Origin of the sequence: Cupriavidus pinatubonensis, assembly GCF_019602855.1 — a bacterium.
Classification (GTDB): Bacteria; Pseudomonadota; Gammaproteobacteria; order Burkholderiales; family Burkholderiaceae; genus Cupriavidus; species Cupriavidus pinatubonensis.
The window spans coordinates 2,067,174-2,087,580 of record NZ_CP080767.1; the positions used below are offsets into that span (position 1 = coordinate 2,067,174).

20 protein-coding genes are annotated in these 20,407 nt (G+C 63.3%); 4 read left to right on the forward strand and 16 right to left on the reverse strand.

Going from position 1 to position 20,407, the window contains the following annotated elements; translation table 11 throughout:
• Window positions 1-154 precede the first annotated feature (154 nt).
• The 3 genes from guaA to guaB all read right to left on the reverse strand — a co-directional run bounded on the left by guaA (window position 155) and on the right by guaB (window position 3,912).
• The gene (gene guaA, locus K2O51_RS22030) at window positions 155-1,774 is read right to left on the reverse strand and encodes a glutamine-hydrolyzing GMP synthase (RefSeq protein ID WP_140949557.1); all 1,620 of its coding nucleotides are present in this window, start codon (window positions 1,772-1,774) and stop codon (window positions 155-157) included.
• A complete protein-coding gene (locus K2O51_RS22035; RefSeq protein WP_011298018.1) occupies window positions 1,749-2,372 on the reverse strand; it encodes a hypothetical protein in 624 nt (207 codons plus the stop codon). The genes guaA and K2O51_RS22035 overlap by 26 nt, the downstream gene beginning before the upstream one ends.
• A 76-nt stretch (window positions 2,373-2,448) precedes the next feature.
• Window positions 2,449-3,912: an IMP dehydrogenase gene (guaB, locus tag K2O51_RS22040; protein ID WP_140949558.1), complete on the reverse strand. Its 1,464-nt coding sequence runs from the start codon at window positions 3,910-3,912 to the stop codon at window positions 2,449-2,451.
• 122 nt (window positions 3,913-4,034) lie between these two features.
• Here guaB and K2O51_RS22045 point away from each other — a divergent pair, with 122 nt between their 5' ends.
• Together K2O51_RS22045 and K2O51_RS22050 are read left to right on the forward strand one after the other, a co-directional pair.
• A complete protein-coding gene (locus K2O51_RS22045) occupies window positions 4,035-4,994 on the forward strand; it encodes a DMT family transporter (RefSeq protein ID WP_140949559.1) in 960 nt (319 codons plus the stop codon).
• 101 nt (window positions 4,995-5,095) lie between these two features.
• Window positions 5,096-5,611, forward strand: coding sequence for a DUF4124 domain-containing protein (locus K2O51_RS22050; protein WP_181184389.1), 516 nt, complete (start codon window positions 5,096-5,098; stop codon window positions 5,609-5,611).
• Between the two features lie 25 nt (window positions 5,612-5,636).
• Here K2O51_RS22050 and K2O51_RS22055 read toward each other — a convergent pair whose 3' ends face one another.
• Together K2O51_RS22055 and K2O51_RS22060 are read right to left on the reverse strand one after the other, a co-directional pair.
• Window positions 5,637-5,972 (reverse strand): RnfH family protein, encoded by a 336-nt coding sequence (locus K2O51_RS22055; RefSeq protein ID WP_140949561.1) that lies wholly within the window; start codon window positions 5,970-5,972, stop codon window positions 5,637-5,639.
• A complete protein-coding gene (locus tag K2O51_RS22060; RefSeq protein ID WP_011298023.1) occupies window positions 5,959-6,396 on the reverse strand; it encodes a type II toxin-antitoxin system RatA family toxin in 438 nt (145 codons plus the stop codon). Before K2O51_RS22060 ends, K2O51_RS22055 begins: the two co-directional genes overlap by 14 nt.
• 202 nt (window positions 6,397-6,598) lie before the next feature.
• On the opposite strand from K2O51_RS22060, the gene smpB reads away from it, so the two are divergent.
• Window positions 6,599-7,051 (forward strand): SsrA-binding protein SmpB, encoded by a 453-nt coding sequence (smpB, locus tag K2O51_RS22065; protein WP_011298024.1) that lies wholly within the window; start codon window positions 6,599-6,601, stop codon window positions 7,049-7,051.
• A 31-nt stretch (window positions 7,052-7,082) separates the two neighbouring features.
• Here the strand turns inward: smpB and K2O51_RS22070 are convergent, their stop codons facing one another.
• The 3 genes from K2O51_RS22070 to ppsA all read right to left on the reverse strand — a co-directional run bounded on the left by K2O51_RS22070 (window position 7,083) and on the right by ppsA (window position 11,075).
• On the reverse strand, window positions 7,083-8,012 hold the full coding sequence (locus K2O51_RS22070; protein ID WP_011298025.1) for an SPFH domain-containing protein: 930 nt from the start codon (window positions 8,010-8,012) through the stop codon (window positions 7,083-7,085).
• Between the two features lie 80 nt (window positions 8,013-8,092).
• A complete protein-coding gene (locus K2O51_RS22075; protein ID WP_011298026.1) occupies window positions 8,093-8,518 on the reverse strand; it encodes an NfeD family protein in 426 nt (141 codons plus the stop codon).
• A 172-nt stretch (window positions 8,519-8,690) separates the two neighbouring features.
• Window positions 8,691-11,075 (reverse strand): phosphoenolpyruvate synthase, encoded by a 2,385-nt coding sequence (ppsA, locus tag K2O51_RS22080; protein ID WP_011298027.1) that lies wholly within the window; start codon window positions 11,073-11,075, stop codon window positions 8,691-8,693.
• Window positions 11,076-11,355: 280 nt separating this feature from the next.
• Between ppsA and ppsR the strand changes: the two genes are divergently transcribed.
• Window positions 11,356-12,261: a posphoenolpyruvate synthetase regulatory kinase/phosphorylase PpsR gene (gene ppsR, locus K2O51_RS22085; protein ID WP_011298028.1), complete on the forward strand. Its 906-nt coding sequence runs from the start codon at window positions 11,356-11,358 to the stop codon at window positions 12,259-12,261.
• Window positions 12,262-12,273: 12 nt separating this feature from the next.
• Here the strand turns inward: ppsR and K2O51_RS22090 are convergent, their stop codons facing one another.
• From K2O51_RS22090 to bamA, 8 genes are all read right to left on the reverse strand, one after another.
• Window positions 12,274-13,059 (reverse strand): TrmH family RNA methyltransferase, encoded by a 786-nt coding sequence (locus K2O51_RS22090; RefSeq protein WP_011298029.1) that lies wholly within the window; start codon window positions 13,057-13,059, stop codon window positions 12,274-12,276.
• Between the two features lie 25 nt (window positions 13,060-13,084).
• On the reverse strand, window positions 13,085-13,741 hold the full coding sequence (gene rnhB / locus K2O51_RS22095) for a ribonuclease HII (RefSeq protein WP_140949562.1): 657 nt from the start codon (window positions 13,739-13,741) through the stop codon (window positions 13,085-13,087).
• Window positions 13,741-14,874, reverse strand: coding sequence for a lipid-A-disaccharide synthase (gene lpxB / locus K2O51_RS22100; protein WP_373460845.1), 1,134 nt, complete (start codon window positions 14,872-14,874; stop codon window positions 13,741-13,743). The genes rnhB and lpxB overlap by 1 nt, the downstream gene beginning before the upstream one ends.
• Window positions 14,875-14,962: 88 nt before the next feature.
• Window positions 14,963-15,766: an acyl-ACP--UDP-N-acetylglucosamine O-acyltransferase gene (lpxA, locus tag K2O51_RS22105; protein ID WP_140949564.1), complete on the reverse strand. Its 804-nt coding sequence runs from the start codon at window positions 15,764-15,766 to the stop codon at window positions 14,963-14,965.
• A gap of 128 nt (window positions 15,767-15,894) precedes the next feature.
• Window positions 15,895-16,347, reverse strand: coding sequence for a 3-hydroxyacyl-ACP dehydratase FabZ (gene fabZ, locus K2O51_RS22110; RefSeq protein ID WP_011298033.1), 453 nt, complete (start codon window positions 16,345-16,347; stop codon window positions 15,895-15,897).
• A gap of 10 nt (window positions 16,348-16,357) precedes the next feature.
• A complete protein-coding gene (lpxD, locus tag K2O51_RS22115) occupies window positions 16,358-17,446 on the reverse strand; it encodes a UDP-3-O-(3-hydroxymyristoyl)glucosamine N-acyltransferase (RefSeq protein WP_011298034.1) in 1,089 nt (362 codons plus the stop codon).
• A gap of 34 nt (window positions 17,447-17,480) precedes the next feature.
• Window positions 17,481-18,008, reverse strand: a complete 528-nt coding sequence (locus K2O51_RS22120) for an OmpH/Skp family outer membrane protein (protein ID WP_011298035.1) — start codon at window positions 18,006-18,008, stop codon at window positions 17,481-17,483.
• A 21-nt stretch (window positions 18,009-18,029) separates the two neighbouring features.
• Window positions 18,030-20,384 (reverse strand): outer membrane protein assembly factor BamA, encoded by a 2,355-nt coding sequence (gene bamA / locus K2O51_RS22125; RefSeq protein WP_011298036.1) that lies wholly within the window; start codon window positions 20,382-20,384, stop codon window positions 18,030-18,032.
• Between the last annotated feature and the right edge of the window lie 23 nt (window positions 20,385-20,407).

Genomic DNA, 20,407 nt, shown 5'->3' on the forward strand with positions numbered 1-20,407 from the left:
TTCCGACACCTCCGCCCGCTCCAAGTCCATACAAAGCTCACTGCCAACCTCGAAACAACCATGAAGGTCGATAGCCAGAAAGACGAAACCCGCGATATTTCGCGGGTTTCTTGGCATTGCCGATAGTCAGCAATTGACTTCAGACGACGTCAACTCACTCCCACTCGATCGTCGCAGGCGGCTTCCCCGACACGTCATAAACGACCCGGTTCAGACCCCGGACTTCATTGATGATGCGGTTCGAGCATCGACCGAGCAACGAATACGGCAGATGCGCCCAGTGCGCCGTCATGAAGTCCGTAGTTTGCACCGCACGCAGCGCGACGACGTAGTCATAGGTCCGGCCATCGCCCATCACACCGACGGACTTCACCGGCAGGAATACGGCGAACGCCTGGCTGGTCAGGTCATACCAGCTCTTGCCCACCTGCTGCGGCTCGCACAGGCCGGCGGCTGCGTCCTGCTCGGTCGCGATGGTCTTGCGCAGTTCCTCGATGAAAATCGCATCGGCACGGCGCAGCAGATCGGCGTAGTCGCGCTTGACTTCGCCGAGGATACGCACGCCGAGGCCCGGGCCCGGGAACGGATGGCGGTACACCATTTCGGGCGGCAGGCCGAGCGCCACACCCAGTTCGCGGACTTCGTCCTTGAACAGGTCGCGCAGCGGCTCCAGCAGCTTCAGGCCCAGCGTCTCGGGCAGGCCACCAACGTTGTGGTGGCTCTTGATCGTGGTTGCCTTCTTGGTCTTGGTACCGCCCGACTCGACCACATCCGGATAGATCGTCCCTTGCGCCAGCCACTTGGCGTTGCTGAGCTTCTTGGCTTCTGCCTGGAAGACTTCAACGAATTCGCGACCGATGATCTTGCGCTTCTGCTCGGGGTCGGTCACGCCGGCCAGGTGGCCGAGGAACTGTTCCGATGCGTCGATGTGGACGACCTTCGCATGCAGGCGGCCGGCGAACATGTCCATCACCATCTTGCCTTCGTCCAGGCGCAGCAGGCCGTGGTCGACGAACACACAGGTGAGTTGGTCGCCGATCGCGCGGTGGATCAGCGCGGCGGCCACCGAGGAATCCACGCCACCGGACAGGCCGAGGATCACTTCCTCGTCACCGACCTGCTTGCGGATCAGCGCGACGGCTTCCTCGATGTGGTCCTTCATCACCCAGTCTGCCTTGGCGCGGCAGATGCCCAGCACGAAGCGCTCGATCATCTCGCGGCCCTTCGAAGTGTGCGTGACTTCCGGGTGGAACTGGACGGCGTAGTAGCCACGCGCCTCGTCGGCCATGCCGGCGATCGGGCAGCTCGGCGTGGATGCCATCAGCTTGAAGCCCGGCGGCAGCGCGGCGACCTTGTCGCCGTGGCTCATCCAGACCTTGAGCATGCCGTGGCCTTCGGCCGTGGAGAAATCCTCGATGTCCTTGAGCAGCGGGGTGTGGCCATGGGCGCGCACCTCGGCGTAGCCGAACTCGCGGTGGTCGCTCCATTCGACCTTGCCGCCAAGCTGCACGGCCATGGTCTGCATGCCGTAGCAGATGCCCAGCACGGGCACGCCCAGATCCCACACGGCCTGCGGTGCGCGCAGCTGATGGTCTTCGTACGTGCTCGCGTGGCTGCCCGACAGAATGATGCCCTTGGGCGCGTATTCGCGGACGAATTCGTCGCTCACATCATTCGGGTGGATCTCGCAGTAGACGTGCGCCTCGCGAACGCGGCGGGCGATCAGCTGCGTGACCTGCGAACCGAAATCAAGAATAAGGATTTTGTCGTGCATGATGGACGTGTGGCGTATCTTCCGGCTGGGGTTCGGTTGTCACTTCCGTGCCGGGGCCGTAGCCGGGCGGCGGCGTGATGACCGGCTCACGCCGGCTGTCGGGGAATTGCGTTGTTTGCGGTCGGCGCGCGGCGCCGGGTTGCTTGCGCGGGTCGTGGGCGTTGGTGGCCTGCTCCAGCTCACGTTCTGCCTCAAGTTGCCGCTCCCGGTTGCGTACGCGCTTGGCTGCCGGTATCTGGACCAGCGCAAAAAAGCCCAGCATGACCGCCAGCACGGGCAACCAGAGCTTGCCTGCGCCTTCGAGCGGCAACTCCAGGAAAATCATCCAGGAGAGGATCAGCAGTGCACTGGCCAGATTGACGTAGCCGACAGTCCGCGCGACCGTCACCGTCATCTGCCCGTTGAAGGCGGCGTGCCACAGCAACCAGGCCAGGCCAATCAGCGCCACGCCGAGCAACTGGCCGAACAGCGCCGGTTGCGGCTGCGGCAACTGCAATGCCGCATACAGCGTGGTGAACGGTGACATCAGCAGCAGCACACCGAGCAGCAGATCGAGCAAGGCATCGAAGAACAGCACGGCTCGCAGCAGTACCTTCATGAGCGCTCCTCAGCAGGCACGGCAAACATGCCTGCCGGGATGCCTGGCATCTGGCCCGGCATGCCTGCCGCGCGGGTCAGTCGATGTGGTAGTTCGGCGCTTCCTTGGTGATCTGCACGTCGTGCACGTGCGACTCACGCATGCCGGCTGCCGTGATCTGCACGAACTGGGCACTCTCGTGCCAGTCGGCGATCGACTTGCTGCCGCAGTAACCCATCGAGGCGCGCACGCCGCCGGTGAGCTGGTGGATGATCGCCATGACCGAGCCCTTGTAGGGCACGCGGCCTTCGATGCCTTCCGGAACCAGCTTGTCGACGTTGGCGGTGTTGTCTTCCTGGAAGTAGCGGTCGGCCGCGCCGTCCTTCATCGCACCCACCGAACCCATGCCGCGGTAGCTCTTGAACGAGCGGCCCTGGTACAGGAATACCTCGCCCGGCGCTTCCTCGGTACCCGAGAACATGCCGCCCATCATCACGGTGTGCGCGCCGGCTGCGAGCGCCTTGGCCACGTCGCCCGAATAACGGACGCCGCCATCGGCAATCAGCGGCACGCCGGTGCCCTTCAGGGCTTCGGCAACGTTCGACACGGCAGTGATCTGCGGCACGCCGACACCTGCCACGATACGCGTCGTGCAGATCGAGCCGGGGCCGATACCGACCTTGACGCCATCAGCGCCATGCTCGACCAGCGCGCGCGCGGCATCGCCGGTGGCGATGTTGCCGCCGACAACCTGCACTTGCGGGAAGTTCTGCTTGACCCAGCGAACGCGATCCAGCACGCCCTGGCTGTGGCCGTGCGCGGTATCGACGACGATCACGTCCACCCCGGCCTTGACCAGCAGTTCGACACGCTCGTCGTTCTCCGGACCCACGCCAACGGCCGCGCCAACGCGCAGCTGGCCGTGGTCGTCCTTGCTGGCCAGCGGATTCTCGACCGCCTTCTGGATATCCTTGACGGTGATCAGGCCGCGCAGCTCGAATGCCGCATTGACCACCAGCACGCGCTCAAGGCGGTGGCGGTTCATCAGGCGCTTGGCTTCTTCAAGCGGAGCGCCTTCGGCGACGGTCACGAGCTTCTCGCGCGGCGTCATCTTGGCGCGCACCGGTGCGTCGAGTTCTTCCTCGAAGCGCAGGTCGCGGTTGGTGATGATGCCGACAACGGTCTTGCCTTCCAGCACCGGGAAACCCGAGATACCGTGCTGCTGCGACAGCGCGATCACTTCCCGCACTTTCATGTCCGGCGAAATGGTGATTGGATCACGCAACACGCCCGATTCGTAGCGCTTGACGCGAGCCACTTCGCGGGCCTGGTCCGCCGGCTTGAAGTTCTTGTGGACGATGCCGATGCCGCCGGCCTGCGCCATGGCAATGGCAAGGCGAGCCTCCGTCACGGTATCCATGGCAGCGGACACGAGCGGAATGTTCAGGTCGATCGAACGGGTCAGGCGGGTACGAAGGGAGACATCCCGGGGCAGGACGGCCGAATAGGCCGGCACGAGCAGCACATCATCGAACGTGAGTGCTTTCTGGACAAGACGCATAGCAATTCCTCTAGGCGCAAAAGCGAATTATACAGGAATCCGCGCGCCCTGACGCGCCGCCAACGCCCGTGCACAATGGGCTCTGCTATGCTCGATGTCTTTTTCTTTCGAGCGTAGGGACAATGGGGATCGGCGTACTGTGCGGGCTGATGGCGGGGGCGTTCTGGGGCATGGTGTTCATCGCTCCCAAGCTGCTGCCGGCATTTTCCCCATGGGAACTCGCCATCGGCCGCTACCTGGCCTACGGGGTCGTCGCGCTTGTCGCCGCCCTGCCGCTGATGAAGCGGATTGCGCGCAAGCTCACGCGTGCCGACTGCGTCGCGCTGCTGCGCCAGGCCTTTACCGGCAACCTGCTCTACTACGTGCTGCTCGCCTTCGGCGTGCAACTGGCCGGCGTAGGCCCCACCTCGCTGATCATTGGCATCCTGCCGATTTCCGTGACCATCATGGGCCGCCGCGACCATGGCGCGGTGCCGCTGTCGCGGCTGATCTGGCCGCTGCTGGTGGTGGCGGCCGGCATTGCCTGCATCAATGTCGACCTGTTCGGCGGTGGCCAGAGCGCCCATGCCGCCGCCGCAGATGCCGTGGCGCGGCCTGTCTGGCAGAAGCTCGCCGGCGTAGCCTGCGCGGCCGGGGCGCTGGTCTGCTGGACGCTGTATGCCGTGGACAATGCGCGCTACCTGCAACGCAATCCGCACTACAGCGGCAACGAATGGTCGGCCCTGTACGGGCTGTCGACCGGGGCGGTATCTGCCGTGCTCGCGCTGGCAGGCTGGCTGCTGGACGGTGATGCACTCAGCGCCCCGGAGGCCGACCGTGGCTGGCAATGGTTCTGGATGGTCAACGCGGCGGTAGCACTCGGAGCGTCGCTGATTGGCAACAACCTTTGGAATATCGCGAGCCGCCGGTTGCCGCTGACGCTGTCCGGCCAGATGATCGTGTTCGAGACGCTTTTCGCGCTGGCATACGGGTTTGTGTTCGATCATCGCTGGCCGCGGCCGCTGGAAATTGCCGCCATCGTGCTGCTCATGGTCGGCGTTGCCTGGTCTGTCCGCTTGCACGCCAACGACAAGTCTGCGTAGACTGGTGTTCGATGCCGCCGGGGTCACATCCGTGGCATTTGACTGGGACAGCAACCGTTGCCGGCCACCAAAAAACGTCCAGCCACTACCGACTTTCTGCCATGATCCGTTCGTCTGCGCTGTCGCTTTCGCTGCTTGCCGCCGCCCTCGCCGCCGTGCCGGCAGCAGCATCCGCCCAGTGGCAATGGCGCGACGCCAACGGCCGCATGGTGTACAGCGACGTGCCCCCACCGCCTTCGGTCACGCGCATTGTCAAGGCGCCGGGACAACTCGCCGGAGAATACAGGTCCTCCGAGTCCGCCCCCGCCAGTGACGGCGCATCGGCGAAACCCGCCATCGCCAAGTCCGCCGCAGCACCCTCTCCCACCGCCGAAGAAGGCTTCCAGAAGCGCCGCGCCGAGCGGCTCGAGGCCGCCACCGAAGAAGCCCGGAAAGAGAAAGAGGCCAGCGAACGCGCCAGCCGCTGCGCCGAACTGCGCAACTACGCCAACGGCTTGCAGCAGGGCGTACGTGCCGCCGTGATGACCGGGGACGGCAGCGTCCAGCGTCTCGACGGCGAACAGCGCCAGGCCGAGATTGTGAAAACGAACGCCAACATCGAGAAAAACTGCGGCTGAACCCAGACTCAGCCGCGCCAGCAGTTCAGGCGCCGCCGCGCAACCATTTTTGCCCTTCGCGCGTGCCGCTCTCGCGTGTCTTCTGCACCCGACGACGACGCGCCAGCTTCGGGTCTGCGGTGAGGGCCCGATAGATTTCCACGCGGTCGCCGGTACGCACGACGGTATCGGGCGTCTTCAGCTTGCCGTATATGCCGACCCGCATGGTCGACGGATCGACCTCCGGACAGACTTGCTGCACGCCTGAACTCACAATGGCAGCGGCAATCGTCGTACCTTGCAGCACGTCGAACTCCTTGAGGAACACCGAGTCCGGCCTGGCGTAGCACACCGAAATGCGCACCATGTCAGCTTGCGCCATAGACCACCTCGGCGCGCTTGACGAAGGCATCCACGAAGGTATTCGCGATGATGCTGAATACAGGACCGATGATCTTTTCCAGCAGAAGGCTGGAAAACTCGTAGTGAAGGTGAAACTCGATCTTGCACGCGTCCTCGCGCAGCGGCGTGAAGCGCCAGGACCCATTGAAGGTCTTGAACGGTCCATCGGCGAAAGTCATGTCGATGCGTGTGGGCCGCTCCTGCGAATTGCGCGTGTGGAAGAACTGTTGGATACCCTTGAACTGGATGTGGATCTTTGCATCCAGCGTGGTATCGGTCTGCTCGAAGACCTCCACGCCGCCACACCACGGGAGGAACTTCGGATAGTCCTCCACGCGCGTGACCAGGTCGTACATCTGCGCAGCCGAATAGCCGAGCAGGACGGATTTATGGACGTCTGCCATGAATGGGGAAAATCAGGTTCCCGGCCATACTGCACCGCAATATCACGCGAGGTCGAATCTCGCGCGCGGCGGGCATGGACCGGTACCGGGGCTGGTTTGCTAAAATGGGGATTTTAGCCGACCCTGCCGCCCGAGGCACCCCCGCCTCAGAACGGGCCAATCACGGCCAGCCATTCCACTTACGCATCCCTGACCCGCACGCATGACCATCGCAGATAACAAGAAGGCCTTTTTCGACTACTTCATTGAAGAGCGATTCGAGGCCGGCATCGTGCTGGAAGGCTGGGAAGTCAAGGCGATCCGCGCCGGACGCGTGCAGATCAAGGAAGGTTACGTGGTCGTGCGCGACGCCGAAATGTTCCTGATCGGCGCCCACATCAGCCCGCTGCAGAGCGCCTCCACCCACGTGAATCCGGACCCGGTGCGCACGCGCAAGCTGCTGCTCAAGGCCGACGAGATCAAGAAGCTGATCGGGAAGGTCGAGCAGCGTGGCTATACGCTGGTGCCGCTGAACCTGCACTACACGCGCGGCCGCGTGAAATGCGAGATCGGCCTCGGCAAGGGCAAGAAACTGTTCGACAAGCGCGAAACCGAGAAGCAACGCGACTGGCAGCGCGAGAAGTCACGCATCATGAAGGGCGGCAGCAAGGAGTAACGCGCTCGGGCCCCGCAGTTTCGCTACGTTCTCAGACGGCCTTCTGGCCTTTCACAATCTGCAGCGCCGAGGCAATCATGCTGCTCATCTCGCCGAGGTCGCCCGGCACGATCAGCGTGTTGCCCTGTTTGGCGAGATTACCGAACGCCGTGACGTATTCCTCGGCCACCTTGAGGTTCACGGCTTCCATGCCGCCATCCACGCGAATGGCCTGACCGATCTTCTGGATCGCCTGCGCGTTGGCCTCCGCCACCGCCAGGATGGCCGCGGCCTCGCCCTGCGCCTTGTTGATAGCGGCCTGCTTCTCACCTTCCGATTTCTGAATGGCCGCTTCACGCGCGCCCGACGCCAGGTTGATCTGCTCCTGGCGCTTGCCTTCCGATGCTGCGATCAGCGCGCGCTTTTCGCGCTCCGCGGTGATCTGGGCCTGCATCGCGTGCAGGATTTCCTTCGGCGGCGTCAGATCCTTGATCTCATAGCGCAGTACCTTCACGCCCCAGTTCGAAGCCGCCTCGTCGAGCGCGTTGACCACGCTGTGATTGATGAACTCCCGCTCCTCGAACGTCTTGTCGAGCTCCAGCTTGCCGATGACCGAGCGCAGCGTGGTTTGCGACAGCTGGGTGATGGCCACGACAAAGTTGCTCGACCCATACGAGGCCTTCATCGGATCCGTGACCTGGAAGTACAGCACACCATCGACCTGCAGCTGCGTATTGTCCTTCGTGATGCAGACCTGGCTGGGCACGTCGAGCGGGATTTCCTTCAGGATGTGCTTGTAGGCGACGCGATCGATGAACGGCACCACGATCGACAGCCCCGGAGTCAGCGTCGCGTGATAGCGCCCCAGACGCTCGAGCACCCAAGCGTGCTGCTGCGGCACGATCTTGATGCCCTTCGCAATCAGCACGATCGCGGCAATCAGGATAATCAGCGGCAACAGGCCAAGCTGAAAGACTTCCATGTAAGACCCTCCGGACAGTTGACCAAAACGGACGACAACGGACAACAATGCCGCGCAACGGCGCGCAGCAACAATGGCAATCAGCGCGGCAGGACAATCAGTGTCGAGCCGCGGATCTCGACAATGCGAAAGCGGCCCGGTGCAGCGTCGGCACCGGGTGCGAGTTCGACGGTCCAGTCGGCACCACGGTATGGCACCCGCGCCCGTCGATAGGTGTCCCATGCCGGCACTTCGAGCTCCTGGCCGATATCGAGATTGACACCAGGATCGGACGCCGCGCTGCCCCGGCGTAGACGGCCGAAGCGCGAGCGACGCAGCAGGACAATGCCGACGACAGCCACCAGCGCGGCCACCAGCGTCTGCGCGGACGGCTCCAGCCCCGCGAGCGCCGCAAAGCCACCTGCGGCAAGCCCAACCGCCACCATCAGCAGATAGAACGTTCCGGTAGCCAGCTCCGCGATCACTAGCACGACCACGGCGACGAACCACAGGTAGTGCAAAGCCATCTGTCCCCTTCCCCGGCCCGACCGGGCGACCGTCATCAAATGCGGCAGGCAAAGAAAAACCCCCGCAACGCCAGCGGCGCCTGCGGGGGCCCTTGTTCACACCTGCCGCAGGGCCGGTGCTACCCGGCGCATCGCGGCGCCGGCAGTTATCGTTATTGTGACGTCAAAAACATCAGGACGCCAGTTGCTGCCACGTGTCGACCACCGAATCCGGGTTCAGCGAGATCGACTTGATGCCTTCCTTGACCAGCCAGGCGGCGAAGTCCGGATGATCCGAAGGACCCTGGCCGCAGATGCCAACATACTTGTTCTGGCTGATGCAGGCCTGGATCGCGCGCGACAGCATGAAGCGCACGGCGGGGTCGCGCTCGTCGAAGTCCTTGGCCAGCAGCTCCATGCCGGAGTCGCGGTCCAGGCCCAGGGTCAGCTGAGTCAGGTCATTCGAACCAATCGAGAAGCCATCGAAGTACTGCAGGAACTGCTCGGCCAGGATGGCATTCGACGGCACTTCGCACATCATGATGACGCGCAGGCCGTTCTCGCCGCGCTTCAGGCCATGCTTGGCGAGCAGGTCGATAACCTTCTCGGCCTGGCCCAGCGTGCGCACGAACGGCACCATGATCTCGACGTTGGTCAAGCCCATTTCGTCGCGCACACGCTTCATGGCCTTGCACTCCATCTCGAAAGCTTCAGCGAAGTCTTCGGCGATGTAGCGCGACGCGCCACGGAAGCCCAGCATCGGGTTCTCTTCATCCGGCTCGTAACGCGAGCCGCCGATCAGCTTCTTGTACTCGTTCGACTTGAAGTCCGACAGGCGCACGATGACCGGCTTTGGATAGAACGCGGCACCAATGGTGGCGATACCTTCCGCCAGCTTGTCAACATAGAACGCACGCGGGCTGGCATGGCCGCGGGCTACGCTTTCCACGGCCTTCTTCAGGTCGGCATCGACTTGCGGATAGTCGAGGATGGCCTTCGGGTGCACGCCGATGTTGTTGTTGATGATGAACTCGAGGCGGGCCAGGCCCACGCCGGAATTCGGGATCTGCGCGAAGTCGAAGGCCAGTTGCGGGTTGCCCACATTCATCGTCAGCTTAACGGCGATTTCCGGCATTTCGCCGCGCTGGACTTCGGTCACTTCCGTTTCCAGCAGGCCGTCATAGATGCGGCCTTCGTCGCCTTCGGCGCACGACACCGTCACCAGCGTGCCGTCCTTCAGGATGTCGGTCGCGTCGCCGCAGCCAACCACGGCCGGCACGCCCAGTTCACGGGCGATGATGGCCGCGTGGCAGGTACGGCCGCCACGGTTCGTGACGATGGCCGAGGCGCGCTTCATCACCGGCTCCCAGTTCGGGTCGGTCATGTCGGCCACCAGCACGTCGCCGGGCTGCACGCGTTCCATCTCGGACGGGTCGTTGATGACGCGCACTGGACCCGTACCGATCTTCTGGCCGATCGCACGGCCGCTGGTCAGCACCGGAGCGGTACCCTTGAGTTTGAAGCGCTGCTCGGCCTTGCCGGCCGACTGGCTCTTCACGGTTTCCGGGCGAGCCTGCAGGATGTAGATCTTGCCGTCCTTGCCGTCCTTGCCCCACTCGATGTCCATCGGGCGACCGTAGTGCTTCTCGATGATCATGGCGTACTTGGCCAGTTCCGCCACGTCAGCGTCAGTGATCGAGTAGCGGTTGCGCAGTTCGGCCGGGACATCGACGGTCTTCACGCGGCCAGCTTCGCCCGGCTTGGTGAACTCCATCTTGATCAGCTTGGAGCCGATCGAGCGGCGGATGATCGGGTACTTGCCGGCTTGCAGCGTCGGCTTGAAGACGTAGAACTCGTCCGGGTTAACGGCGCCCTGCACCACCGTTTCGCCCAGGCCATAGCTGGAGGTGATGAAGACCACGTCCGGGAAGCCCGACTCGGTGTCGATCGTGAACATCACGCCCGAAGCGGCCAGGTCCGAACGGACCATGCGCTGCACGCCGGCCGACAGAGCGACCACGTCGTGGGCAAAGCCCTTGTGCACGCGGTAGGAAATGGCACGGTCGTTGTACAGCGACGCGAACACATGCTTGATCTTGTCCAGCACGTCGTCGATGCCGCTGACGTTCAGGTACGACTCCTGCTGGCCGGCGAACGATGCATCGGGCAGGTCTTCCGCGGTCGCGGACGAACGCACGGCGAACGATGCCTCGGCGCCTTCGCGCTCGGCGGCGCGTGCATAGAACTCACGGACTTCCTGTTCCAGGCGCGGCTGGAACGGTGCCTCCACGACCCAGCGGCGGATCTCTGCACCGGCTTCGGCCAGGGCCTTGACGTCATCGACGTCCAGGGCCTTCAGGCGATCCGAAATACGGGCGGTCAGGTCGTTGTGAGCGAGGAAGTCGCGGAATGCCAGCGCGGTGGTGGCAAAACCACCGGGAACACGGACGCCGGCCTCGGCCAGCTGCGAGATCATCTCGCCCAGCGACGAATTCTTGCCGCCGACCGTTTCCACATCCTGCATGCGCAACTGCTCGAACGGCTGCACGTAGGCGCCGTTATTTGCCTGGTTAGTCATGAAAGCCTCAAAACAAAGTAAGAAAACTGACGCGGGTATCCGGTATGTTCTTGTTGTTCTGTCCCCGGACCGATCGCTTGGCTAAACAACCCCGCAGTGCTGAGGGGAATTTCGTTTTGTGGCTCTCGTCTCGCAGCGCACATTGTCGACAATTCCAGGCAGGAAGGCCGCCCAGGCAAAGGCCCTGCAGAATTGCTTAGCGAAAAGATCGCCGCTATTCTACCGTGCTGCGCCGCACTTTTCTGCGGAACGTTGAATCTATTTATTCTTCTGCCAGCCCATGTCTGAGCCTGTCGCGCCGGACGGCGCCCAGCCGGCCCCTGCCGGTGCAACGCCCCAGCCTCTCCAGCCCATTGCGGGCGATCGCCCCGCCACCCGCACGGTTTTTATCGTCTCGGACGGTACCGGCATTACCGCCGAAACCTTCAGCCATTCGATCCTTGCGCAGTTCGAAATGCGCTTCCGCAAGGTACGCATGCCGTTCGTCGATACGCCTGAAAAGGCACATATCGCCGTCGGGAAGATCAATGAGGCTTTCCACACCGAAGGCGTGCCTCCCATCGTCTTCACCACGCTCGTCAACCAGGAAGCGAACAAGGCACTGCGCCGCGCCAAGGCGATGATCCTGGATATGTTCCAGACCTTCATCGAACCGCTGGAAAAGGAACTTGGGCTCAAGTCGACGCATGCGATCGGCCGCTTCCACCAGAACGCGGACACCGAGGCGTACAAGAACCGCATCGAGGCCATCAATTTCTCGCTCGCGCATGATGACGGCCAGTCACACAAGAACCTCCAGGAAGCCGATGTGATCCTCGTTGGCGTCTCGCGCAGCGGCAAGACGCCGACCAGCCTCTACCTGGCCATGCAGTACGGCCTGAAAGCGGCGAACTATCCGCTGATCCCCGATGATTTCGAGCGCGGCAAGCTGCCAAAGGCGCTCTACGACTACAAGCCGAAGATTTTTGGCCTGTCGATCGACCCGCAGCGCCTCACGGAAATCCGCAACGAGCGCCGCCCGGGCAGCAAATACGCCGCGATCGAGAACTGCCGCTACGAGGTCAACGAGGCCGAGGCCATGATGCGACGGGAAGGCATCAAGTGGCTGTCCTCGACGCATAAGTCCATCGAGGAAATCGCGACGACGATCCTTCAGGAAATCAAGGTCGACCGCGACAACTACTGAGCCGTACTGCCGTTACTGGGTGCCGCGGCGCTGCCGCACTGCCTCGAACAGGCAGATCGCGGTGGCGGCGCCCACATTCAGCGACTCCAGGCCGCCCGGCTGAGGAATGCCGACGGTGCGCGCAACGTGCTCCATCCATGCGTCACTGACGCCGGCGCCTTCGTTTCCGACGATCCAGGCCACGGGGCCTCGCAGGTCGGTGTCGAACACTGCGGCATCCGCATGCGACGACGTCGCCAGCAACGGCACCGCAAGCCGCGGCGCGAGCATGTCGATCGTGCAGTGCTCGACAATATTCAGGTGGAAGTTGGCGCCCATGCCTGCGCGCAGGGTCTTGACCGACCACGCGAACGCGCAACCGGTACCGAGGAATGCGTGGCGGATGCCGGCTGCTGCGGCGCTGCGCAGGATGGATCCGACATTCCCTGCATCCTGCAGCCCATCGAGGATAATGCAGTCTTCTTCTATGCGTGCCGGCAAGTGCCCAGACGGCGTCTCGATCACGAGCATCAGATCGATGCCGTTGACCACGCCGCTGACCTGCGTGAACAAAACATCGGCCAGGACCACGACCCGCTGGCTGTCGACCGCTGCCAGCAGCGGTGCCACCTCGGCATGATCGTAGTGCCGCTCCGACACCACGCAACTCACCGGCTGACCGAGCGCCGCGACATAGGCCTGGGCAAGATGCACGCCATCGAGCAGCGACTGCCCTGCCTTGCGGCGCTGGTGTGTCGACGTGGCCAGAGCCTTAAGATGTTTGAACAGCGCGTTGTCGCGCGATGTGACGTGCTTCACAGGAGTGGATCTCGGTTCGCCCGGCTCAGAAGGCCACCAGGCCTCGGGCAATGGCCTCGCGCACGGGCGCAAACGAGCGCCGGTGGTGCGGCGTGGCGCCGAATTGCGCCAGTGCGGCAAGATGCTGCGGTGTCGGATAGCCGGAATGTGCGTCGAAGCCATACTGCGGATAGACCTCGTGCAGCGTCAGCAGCTCACGGTCGCGCGCCACCTTGGCCAGGATGGACGCCGCCGAGATCGCCTTGACCAGCGAATCGCCTTTAATGATCGCCTCGACCGGAAACGGCACCTGCGGGCAGCGGTTGCCATCCACCTGGACCAGATCCGGCGTGACGCCCTTCTCCGCCAGCCCCTGCACCGCGCGTTGCATCGCAAGCATCGAGGCATGGAGGATGTTCAGCGTATCGATTTCCTCGACCGTGGCGAAGGCGATATGCCAGCCGAGCGCGCGCTCGCATATCTTGTCGTAAAGCGCTTCACGCTTGTTGGCGGTGAGGACCTTGGAATCCGCCAGCCCACGGAGCATTGGCTTCGCTGGGTCGAACACCACGGCGGCGGCATACACCGGGCCGGCCAACGGCCCGCGGCCAGCCTCGTCCACGCCGCACAGGAATCGGACGCTTGCTGCCAGCGGCGCAAGGTCAAGCCCCATTTGCGCCGACGAAAGTTTGCCGCGCGCCATCAGACCAGCCCCCGCGAGCGCATCAGGTCGACGACCACATCCGCGGCGAGCTGCGCCGTATTGCACTTGAGCGTTTCGTGCATGCGCGTGAAGTGTTCGTACAGGAAGGCGATATTGCCCTGGTCATTGAGCTGCAGCAGCGTCTCGCGCGCGAGCGCTTCCGGCGTAGCATCGTCCTGCAGCAGTTCGGGCACCACAAAGCGCCCCGACAGGATGTTCGGCAAGCCCACATACGGCAGGTAACCCTGCCGCTTCATGATCTGCGCAGTAAGCCAGGGCACCTTGTAGGAGATCACCATCGGCTTCTTGTACAACGCCGCTTCGAGCGTCGCGGTGCCACTGGCCAGCAGCACCACGTCGGCCGCTTCCATCGCCTGATGCGAGTTACCGTCGACGATCGTCAAGCGAAGCTCGGGGTACTGCTGATGCAACTCCTCAACGATGGCGCGCAACGGGGCGCTCGCCGCAGGCAGCACGAACGCCAGGTTCGGGTCCATGTGGTGCATCCGCGCCATGGCAGCGAAGAATGTCGCACCGAGGTTCCGCACTTCGGACTGCCGACTGCCCGGCAATACGGCAACCACGCGACAGCCAGCGGGCAGGTCCAATGCCGCACGCGCGCCTGCGACATCGGGCACCATCGGAATCACGTCGGCCAGCGGGTGGCCCACATAGGTCGCCGGAATGCCAGCCTTGGCGTAGATCTCGGGCTCAAACGGGAACAGGCAGAGGATGTGGTCGACCGCACGCGCAATGGTGCGGATCCGACCTCCCCGCCAGGCCCAGATCGACGGGCTGACGAAATGGACCACCGGAATTCCGGCGCGCCGCAGCGGCACCTCCAGACCAAAATTGAAGTCCGGCGCATCCACGCCGATGAAGCACAGCGGCGGATTCGCGAGCAGCGAATCACGGATGGCACGGCGCGTGGCCAGAATCTCGCGCAGCGAGCCAAGCACCTCGACGTAGCCATTGACCGACAGCGTCTCCATCGGCCAGTGCGATACAAAACCCTCGGTCATCATGCGCTTGCCGCCAATGCCGGCATAGCTGACCGTATCGCCGAGGCGGGCCTTGAGCCCGCCCAGCATCAGCGATGCCAGCAGGTCGCCTGAAGCTTCGCCGGCGACCATGGCAATCGTGCCACGCTGGCTGGCGTTGGTCCCGGTACCGGCAGGCAATGTGCCCCGAATCGCAGCGTCGACCATGTCCGGGCCAGTCTCAGCGCACGATGCCGCGCTGGGTGGCGGCGATGAAGTCGAGGAACGCGCGCAGCGGTTCTGCCGCGCTTGCATCGGCCTGGGCCAGCAGCGCAGCGATCTCGTTGCGCGCCTCGTCGAAACTGAGATCCGACTTGTACAGCAGCTTGTAGGCTTGGCGCAGGCCGGCAATCTGACCCGCGTCGAAGCCACGGCGACGCAAGCCTTCGACGTTGATGCCGTGCGGTGTGGCCTTGTTGCCGTTCTTGTCGCTCGCGGCGATCACGAACGGGGGCACGTCCTGCACCAGGGCCGACGCACCGCCCAGCATCGCATGCGCGCCGATGCGCACGAACTGGTGCACGCCGCTCATGCCGCCGAGGATGGCCCAGTCGCCCACTTCCACGTGGCCGGCGATCTGCGCATTGCTCGAGAACACCGTGTGGTTGCCCACCGTGCAGTCGTGCGCGATGTGCACGTACGCCATGATCCAGTTGTCGCTGCCGATCGTGGTCACGCCACGATCCTGCACCGTTCCCGTATGGATCGTGGTGAACTCGCGGATGGTATTGCGATCGCCGATGTCGAGCCGCGTCGGCTCGTTACGGTACTTCATGTCCTGCGGCACGCCACCCACGGAAGCGTAAGGGCCGATGTTGTTGCCCTGGCCGATGGTGGTGTGTCCTTCCACCGTGGAATGTGCGCCGATATTCGTGCCGCTGCCGATCCGCACGTTCGGGCCGACAATGGAAAACGGGCCGACGGTCACGTCAGCCGCAAGTTCTGCTTTCGGATCGACCAGTGCGGTGGGATGGATTTGCGTCATACGTCCTGTCCTGTTGGTCTGGTGTCTGGGGGCCTGGGGGCTGGGCCGCCCGGCCCAGGAATGGCGGCATGTGGTGGCCTTTCAGGGCCTACCGCCGCCTTGCCCGCGGCGCGCCGCGGGCGCGGGACTCAGGCGTCAGCCTGCTTGACAGTGCACATCAGTTCCGCTTCACACGCGACCTTCTCGTCCACTGTGGCAAACGCCTTGAACTTCCAGATGCCGCGGATATAGCGCTCCACGGTCACGTTCATGTGCAGTTGGTCCCCCGGATAGACGACCTGCTTGAAGCGCGCGCCGTCGATGCCGACGAAGTAATACAGCGCGCCTTCCTTGCGCTCCATGTCGGCGCCGAAGGTCAGCAGGCCGGCGGACTGGGCCAGCGCTTCCAGGATCATCACGCCAGGCATCACCGGCTGGCCGGGAAAATGTCCCTGGAAGAACGGCTCGTTGATCGTGACGTTCTTCAGCGTCTTGATTCGCTTCTGCGGTTCGAATTCGAGCACACGGTCCACCAGCAGCATCGGATAGCGATGCGGCAGCAGTTTCAGAATCTGGCGGATGTCGATCTCGGCGGCGGTCATGATGTTTCTCTTAGTCTTGTGAGGTTTGGGTCCCGGCGGACTGGCCGCGCAGGCGGCGCTCCAGTTGCATGACGCGTTCACGCAGCTTGGTCAGGCCACGCACGATCGCGGCATTGCGCTCCCATTCGCCGTGTGGCAGGAACGGAAACACGCTGGTGAAGTGGCCACCGGGCTTTGTAATGGATTTGGTGATCGAAGTCCCGCCGGACACCGTGGTGCGGTCGGCAATCTTCAGGTGCCCCGAGAAATTCGCGGCACCGCCGATCACGCAGAACCGGCCGATATGCGTACTGCCCGAGACTGCGGCGCAGCCGGCAATCACGGTATGCGCGCCGACGCGCACGTTGTGCGCGATCTGGACCTGGTTGTCGATCTTGCAGCCGTCTTCGATCACGGTGTCGGCCATCGCGCCACGGTCGATGGCGGTATTGGCGCCCACTTCGACATCGTTGCCGAGCACGGCGCGGCCGGTCTGCGGAATCTTCACGTATTCAACGCCGGTGGGACCGATGTCGGGCGCAAAGCCGAACCCGTCCGCACCGATCACGACCCCGCTGTGCAGGATCGCGCGCGCGCCGACCACACAATGGTGGTAGACCGACACATTGGCGTACAGCAGCGAGTCGTCGCCGATCTCGGCATGCGCGCCGACGAAGCTGTTCGCGACGATGCGCACGCGCTCGCCGATACGCGCACCGGACTCGATCACCACGTTCGGGCCGATAAAGCACGAAGCGGGAACCGTGACATCCGCAGCAACGCTGGCGCGCGGATCGATACCCGTACGCGCGTCCTGGTTGGCCTTGTCGAAGCGCTGCGCAATCCGCGCGAAGCACACATACGGATTGCGCGCCACAAGCCAGTTGCGCCCGTCGGCCTGCCCTTCGGCGCGGATGCGCTCCAGGTCCGCCGCGGACACGATCACCGCGCCAGCCGCGGACGACAACGCCTGGGCAAGGTACAGCGGATTGGAGAGGAACGAGAGTTCGCCGGAACCGGCCTGATCCAGCGGAGCCAGGCCGATGATCGCGAGGTCGGGATCACCCACAACCTGCGCGCCGTTTTCGGTGGCGAGCTGCCCCAGTGTGGGTGTCTGCATGGCGGTACTTCCTGAAAAAAGAACGGCCAGCGGCTTACTTGCCGCCAGCGTTCAGCGCCTTCATCACATCGTCCGTGATGTCGATGCGCGGGTTCACGTACACCGCTTCCTGCACGATCAGATCGTACTTGCGCTGCTCGGCCAGCGAGCGGATCACTCGGTTGGCGCGTTCGAGCACCTGCGCCAGTTCCTCATTGCGGCGCTGGTTCAGGTCTTCACGGAATTCACGTTGCTTGCGCTGGAATTCGCGGTCCAGGTCGGCGACTTCGCGCTGGCGACGCTGACGGTCCGAATCGGCCAGCACGGCTGTATCCTTGTCCAGCTTGTCGGCCATGCCCTTGATCTTCTGGGCCATGTCCTGCAGTTCGCGGTCGCGCTTGGAGAATTCCTGCTCGAGCTTGACCTGAGCCGCCTTCGCTGGCTGCGAATCGCGCAGGATCCGCTCGGAATTCACGGCGGCAATGCGGGCTTCCTGAGCCATTGCCGGAGCCGCGGCACACAGCGCTGCAGCTGCCACAGCGGCGGCGCTCAGGGATTTGACCAGTTTGGATTTTGTATTCATGAAACAGATCCTTTTACAGAATCAGAACGCAGTGCCGATCTGGAACTGGAAGCGCTGAACCTTGTCGGTATTGTCCTTCTTCAGCGGGAAGCCCATGCTGATCTTCAGCGGACCGATCGGCGACAACCACGACATACCGAAACCGGTGGAATACTTCAGCTCGCTGAACGACAGCGGTGCACCTTCCTGATACACGTTACCGAAGTCGAAGAACGTGAAGAGACGCAGCGTACGATCCACACCCGAACCCGGCAGCGGGAAGATGAATTCGACGTTACCGATCATCTTGGACGCGCCACCGACAGGGTTGCCGTTCTGGTCCTTCGGACCCAGCGTGCTGGTCTGGTAGCCGCGCACCGAGCCGATACCACCGGCATAGAAGTACTTGTACACCGGGAACGGCGTGTTGCCGTAGCCATGGCCGTAGGCGACTTCACCGTTAAGGGCCAGCGTGAAGGCCTTCGAAATCGGATAGAAGTACTGCTGCTGAACGCTGGCACGGTAGTACTGCACGTCGCCGCCCGGGATGCCGACTTCCAGGTTGGCCTGCGTGTAGGGGCCCTTGGTCGGCACGAGCGCCGAGTCACGGCGGTCACGCGCCCAGCCGATCGTGAACGGAAAGTTGTTGATCGGCGAAGCCGTGCCGGTCGTCTGGCCTGCCGGCATCTTGCCGATGTCGTGCAGGAACTTCACGTACTGGCTCGGCGTGTTCGGCGACACCGAGATACGGGTCCATTCGTAGCCGATGCCGAAGAAAACGGTATCGACTTCCGAGAACGGCACACCGAACTTGAAGCCGCCGCCGGCCGTTTCGATCTTGTAGTCCTGGTCGCCCGTGTAGTACAGCGGGCGGGACGTACGGTAGTAGACGTCAGTCGAGCGGCTGATGCCGTCCACCGTGAAATACGGGTCGTACTGCGTCAGCGCGATGGTACGGAACGACTTGGCGGTGTTCACGTCCAGACCGAGACTGGTACCGGAACCGAACACGTTGTCCTGGCGCAGGCCAGCCTGCAGCACCAGCTTGTCCGTGGACGAGAAGCCCACGCCGAGGCTGATCTGGCCGGTCGGCTTCTCGGTCACGTTGACGTTCACATCGACCTGGTCGGGCGCGCCCGGCACGTCTTCAGTGGTGATGTTGGTGTCGGTGAAGTAGCCCGTGCGGTTGATACGCGCCTGCGACTGCGTCAGCTTCTCGCTGTCGAACCAGGAGCTTTCCATCTGCCGCATTTCACGGCGCACCACTTCGTCGCGGGTCTTGCTGTTGCCGACCACGTTGACGCGGCGCACATACACGCGGCGGCCCGGGTCGACCATCAGCGTCAGCGCGACTTCACGCTTTTCCTGGTCGATCTGCGGCTGCGGGTTGATCGTGGTGAACGCATAGCCATAGGTGCCGAGCAGGTCGGTAATGGACTTGGTGCTTGCCGTCAGCTTCTCGGACGAGAAAATGTCGCCCTTCTTCAGCTGCAGCAGCTTTTCCATTTCCTCCTGCTTGCCCAGCAGTTCGCCGGCGAGACGGATATCGGACACCTTGTACTGTTCGCCTTCCTTGATGTTCAGCGTCAGGTAGATGTCCTTCTTGTCCGGCGTGATCGACACCTGCGTCGACTCGATGGCGAATTCCAGGTAGCCGCGGTTCAGGTAGTACGAACGCAGTGCTTCCAGGTCAGCCGTGAGCTTCTGCTTGGAATAGAGGTCGTTCTTGGTGTACCAGGACAGCCAGTTCGGCGTCGACAACTGCATCTCGTCGCGCAGCGTGCTTTCCTTGAAAGCCTTGTTGCCGACGATATTGATCTGCTTGATCTTGGCGACCGGGCCTTCTTCCACGTTGAACACCACCGACACGCGGTTGCGGTCCACCGGCGTCACCGTGGTCTGCACGTCGGCCGCGTAGTAGCCGCGGGCCACGTACTGGCGCTTGAGTTCCTGCTCGGCCTTGTCGATCAGGGCCTTGTCGTAGTAACGCGCTTCAGCAACGCCCACGGCACGCAGCGAGCGGCGCAGCGTGTCCTTGTCGAATTCCTTGATGCCGACGAACTCAAGCTGCGAAATGGCGGGACGTTCTTCGACCTGCACGACCAGCACACCCTCTTCGGCGCGGATCTGCACGTCCTTGAAGAAACCGGTGTTATACAGCGCGCGGATGGCGTCGGCGCCCTTGTCGTCGGTGAACGTTTCGCCGACGCGGACCGGAAGGTAGCCGAAGACCGTACCAGGTTCCACGCGTTGCAGGCCCTCAACACGGATGTCCTTGACGACAAACGGATCGGCGGCCCAGCCCGCCGGGCTCCAGGCTGCAATAACGGCACTCGCGAGCAAGCCCAGCGAGACGCGCTTATGTCTGATCAATCTTGATCCCCTCTTTGATTCCATCCAGGATTGCGCTCCGATGCTTC

Bases quoted from the DNA above. Each gene is read 5' to 3' on its own strand.
- guaA (WP_140949557.1), bottom strand. From the start codon at position 1,774: ATGCACGACAAAATCCTTATTCTTGATTTCGGTTCGCAGGTCACGCAG.
- K2O51_RS22035 (WP_011298018.1), bottom strand. From the start codon at position 2,372: ATGAAGGTACTGCTGCGAGCCGTGCTGTTCTTCGATGCCTTGCTCGAT.
- guaB (WP_140949558.1), bottom strand. From the start codon at position 3,912: ATGCGTCTTGTCCAGAAAGCACTCACGTTCGATGATGTGCTGCTCGTG.
- K2O51_RS22045 (WP_140949559.1), top strand. From the start codon at position 4,035: ATGGGGATCGGCGTACTGTGCGGGCTGATGGCGGGGGCGTTCTGGGGC.
- K2O51_RS22050 (WP_181184389.1), top strand. From the start codon at position 5,096: ATGATCCGTTCGTCTGCGCTGTCGCTTTCGCTGCTTGCCGCCGCCCTC.
- K2O51_RS22055 (WP_140949561.1), bottom strand. From the start codon at position 5,972: ATGGCGCAAGCTGACATGGTGCGCATTTCGGTGTGCTACGCCAGGCCG.
- K2O51_RS22060 (WP_011298023.1), bottom strand. From the start codon at position 6,396: ATGGCAGACGTCCATAAATCCGTCCTGCTCGGCTATTCGGCTGCGCAG.
- smpB (WP_011298024.1), top strand. From the start codon at position 6,599: ATGACCATCGCAGATAACAAGAAGGCCTTTTTCGACTACTTCATTGAA.
- K2O51_RS22070 (WP_011298025.1), bottom strand. From the start codon at position 8,012: ATGGAAGTCTTTCAGCTTGGCCTGTTGCCGCTGATTATCCTGATTGCC.
- K2O51_RS22075 (WP_011298026.1), bottom strand. From the start codon at position 8,518: ATGGCTTTGCACTACCTGTGGTTCGTCGCCGTGGTCGTGCTAGTGATC.
- ppsA (WP_011298027.1), bottom strand. From the start codon at position 11,075: ATGACTAACCAGGCAAATAACGGCGCCTACGTGCAGCCGTTCGAGCAG.
- ppsR (WP_011298028.1), top strand. From the start codon at position 11,356: ATGTCTGAGCCTGTCGCGCCGGACGGCGCCCAGCCGGCCCCTGCCGGT.
- rnhB (WP_140949562.1), bottom strand. From the start codon at position 13,741: ATGGCGCGCGGCAAACTTTCGTCGGCGCAAATGGGGCTTGACCTTGCG.
- lpxB (WP_373460845.1), bottom strand. From the start codon at position 14,874: ATGGTCGCCGGCGAAGCTTCAGGCGACCTGCTGGCATCGCTGATGCTG.
- lpxA (WP_140949564.1), bottom strand. From the start codon at position 15,766: ATGACGCAAATCCATCCCACCGCACTGGTCGATCCGAAAGCAGAACTT.
- fabZ (WP_011298033.1), bottom strand. From the start codon at position 16,347: ATGACCGCCGCCGAGATCGACATCCGCCAGATTCTGAAACTGCTGCCG.
- lpxD (WP_011298034.1), bottom strand. From the start codon at position 17,446: ATGCAGACACCCACACTGGGGCAGCTCGCCACCGAAAACGGCGCGCAG.
- K2O51_RS22120 (WP_011298035.1), bottom strand. From the start codon at position 18,008: ATGAATACAAAATCCAAACTGGTCAAATCCCTGAGCGCCGCCGCTGTG.
- bamA (WP_011298036.1), bottom strand. From the start codon at position 20,384: ATGGAATCAAAGAGGGGATCAAGATTGATCAGACATAAGCGCGTCTCG.